General features: G+C 26.5%; 2 protein-coding genes and 1 pseudogene. All 3 read left to right on the top strand.

All coding sequences use genetic code 11. The features are described 5' to 3' along the window. Positions 1-258: pseudogene (locus tag ACWYO2_RS05305) on the top strand (DMT family transporter); the annotation flags it as partial. A gap of 94 nt (positions 259-352) precedes the next feature. After that, on the top strand, positions 353-3166 hold the full coding sequence (gene uvrA / locus ACWYO2_RS05310) for an excinuclease ABC subunit UvrA (RefSeq protein WP_455515445.1): 2814 nt from the start codon (positions 353-355) through the stop codon (positions 3164-3166). 263 nt (positions 3167-3429) lie between these two features. Further along, the coding region (gene relB / locus ACWYO2_RS05315; protein ID WP_455515446.1) for a type II toxin-antitoxin system RelB family antitoxin at positions 3430-3586 on the top strand (157 nt) is incomplete at its 3' end.

Consider the following 3586-nt stretch of genomic DNA (forward strand, 5'->3'; position numbering starts at 1 on the left):
ACATTTAATAATAAAAATATAATATTATTGACTTTATTAATTGCTGTATGGGGAATGATTACTTTAAGAATTTATTATAAAGGATTAACTAAAACAAATGCAATTTATGCAACTGTTTGTGAATTACCTTTTCCAATAACTTCAATATTATTAGATTTTTATATAAATAAGAGTGTAATAGATCCTATAAAATTAGGTGCAGCTGCTGTTTTAGTATTGGTGATAATGTTTATGAACTTATCAAATTATAAGAAATAGTTATTAAATATATCAACTTTTATGTTGATATATTTTTTATTGATAATTACTTAGTAATATAGTAAAATATTATGAGAAAAGGTAAAGGTGAGATATGGAATATATAAAAATAAGAGGTGCTAGAGAGCATAACCTTAAAAATTTAGATGTAGATATACCTAAGAATAAATTTGTAGTAATAACAGGAGTAAGTGGATCTGGTAAGTCTTCTCTTGCTTTTGAAACTATATATTCAGAAGGTCAAAGAAGATATGTTGAAAGTCTTTCAGCTTATGCGAGACAGTTTATAGGTCAAATGAAAAAGCCTGAATTAGATAGTATAGAAGGTCTTTCACCATCGATATCTATAGAACAAAAATCAGTTTCAAAAAATCCACGTTCTACTGTTGGAACTATGACTGAAATATATGACTATATGAGATTATTATGGGGTCATATTGGTCATGCACATTGTCCTAAGTGTGGATTAGAGGTAAAAAAACAAAGTATAGAAGAGATAGTTAATGAAATAAAAAATAAATGTAAAGAGAAAGATAAATTAGTATTTTTAGCACCCATAGTTAATGATAAAAAAGGTACACATAAAAATTTATTTTTAAATTTATCTAGACAAGGATATTTAAGAGTAAGGGTTGATGGGCAAATTTTAACCTTAGATGATGATATAGAACTTGATAAAAATAAAAGACATACTATAGAATTAGTTACTGATAGAATAGTTTTCAAAGAAGAATCTATTTCAAGAATAGATGAAGCAGTAAGTAATGCTGTAAAGAATGGTGAAGGTAATTTAATAGTTAATATAAATAATGAAGATTTTAAATTTAGTGAAAATTTTGTTTGTAGTAATCATCCTGAAGTTTCATTTCCAGAAATAAATCCAAGGTTATTTTCTTTTAATGCTCCTTTTGGTGCTTGTTCTGAATGTAATGGTTTAGGTTCTTCGCTTGAAGTAAATCTTAATTCTTTTATAATCGATGAAGAAAAAAGTATTGAAGAAGGTGGAATTTCTATAGTTGGAGGAGCTTCTAAAACTTCATGGACTTGGAATATATTAATTTCATTCTTGAAAGCTATGAATATAGATATAACTAAAAAAGTTAAAGATCTTACAAAAGAAGAATGGAATTTAATATATTATGGCTCAGATATAGAATTTCCTTTTAATATTAATACTAAGGAATATCAATTTTCTGGTTTTAAACAATTTGAAGGACTTGTTGCACATACTAAAAGACGTGCAAAAGAATCGATGAGTGAAGCACTTAGAGAAGATATAGAAAATAAATATATGATAGAAACAAATTGTAGTAAGTGTAAAGGAAAAAGATTAAATGATATAGTACTTGCTATAACAATAAATGGTAAAAGTATAATAGATATAACAGATATGAGTATAATTGATTCATTGAATTTTTTTGAGAATATTAAGTTGACAGAAAAAGAAAAGCAAATAGCAACAGAAATACTTAAAGAAATTAAAGATAGACTTAGTTTTTTGAAAAATGTAGGTCTTGAATATTTAAATTTATCGCGTATGACTAAAACATTATCTGGAGGAGAATCACAAAGAATAAGGCTTGCAACCCAAATAGGTTCAAGATTAACTGGTGTAATATATGTTTTAGATGAACCTAGTATAGGTTTACACCAAAGAGATAATGATAAATTGCTTGCAACTTTAAAAGAACTTAAAGATATAGGGAATACTTTAATAGTGGTAGAACATGATGAAGACACTATGCTTTCAGCTGATTATTTAATAGATATAGGAGAAGGTGCTGGAAAGTATGGAGGAAATATTACAGCAAAAGGAACTCCATCTGAAGTAATGGAATCAAAAGATTCCTTAACAGCTAAATATCTTACAGGTGAAATTAAAATTGAAATTCCAAAAAATGTTAGGAAAAGTGATGAATATTTAGTAGTCAAAGGATGTAGAGGTAATAATTTAAAAAATGTTGATTTAAAAATACCTTTAGGTATATTTACTGTTGTTACGGGAGTAAGTGGTTCAGGTAAATCATCATTAATTAATCAAACACTTTATCCTATACTTCATAACCATTTAAATGAAAAAACTATGTTTCCTTTAGAATATAAAGAAGTTGAAGGACTTGAAAAAATATCAAAAGTAATAAATATAGATCAAAGTCCTATAGGTAGAACCCCAAGATCTAATACTGCAACTTATACAAAAATATTTGATGATATTAGAGGAATATTTGCTGAAACTAATGATGCTAAGGTTAGAGGATATGATAAGGGAAGATTTTCATTTAATGTTAAAGGTGGAAGATGTGAAATGTGCTCTGGAGCTGGAATAAATAAAATTGAAATGAATTTTTTACCTGATGTTTATGTGGAGTGTGAATTATGCAAGGGAAAAAGATATAATAAAGAAACATTGGATGTGAAATATAAAGGGAAAAATATTTCAGAGGTTTTAGAGATGAGTGTATCTGAAGCTTTTGATTTTTTTGAGGCAATACCATCTTTAAAAAGAAAATTACAAACATTAATGGATGTTGGTATGGAATATATTTCATTAGGACAACCTGCAACAACTCTTTCAGGAGGAGAAGCTCAAAGAATTAAATTGGCATCAGAGTTATCTAAAGTTACAAAAGAAGGGACAATATACATACTAGATGAGCCGACAACTGGATTACATTTTGAAGATGTAAGAAAATTACTTGAAGTTCTAAATAGACTAGTTAGTAAAGGGAATAGTGTGGTAGTTATAGAACATAATTTAGATGTAATTAAATCAGCTGACTATATTATTGATATAGGACCTGAAGGTGGAAGCAATGGAGGTAAAATAGTAGTAGAAGGTGAGCCAAGACAAATTATTAAGTCTAAAAAATCTCACACTGCAAGATTTTTAAAAAAATATTTTAAATAGTTATATTATATAATTTGAATTAATTTCATAAATCTATTATAAATACTATGTTTATAGGAGTTACTGTGCATTTGATTGTTGTTTAAAATCACTATAAATTACGATAAAAAACAAGTAGAATACAGAGAAAGTATAATAAAATAACCACCATAAGCGATTTTTAAGGTTTCTTATTTTTATTTTATCTGTGATATATATAAAATAAGAGTTGACAATTATCCTCTTATAGTTTACAATGTAAACATAAAGGAGAGTGTAATTATATGTCAGTAATTTCAATTAGATTTAACGATGAAGAAGAAAATATTATAAAAAAATATGCAAAAGCAAAAGGGTTTTCATTATCACAATTGATAAAAGAAACTTTAATAGAAAAAATTGAAGAAGAATATGATTTAGAAATTTGTAAAGAATATTTAG

The organism is Pseudostreptobacillus sp. (assembly GCF_977040545.1).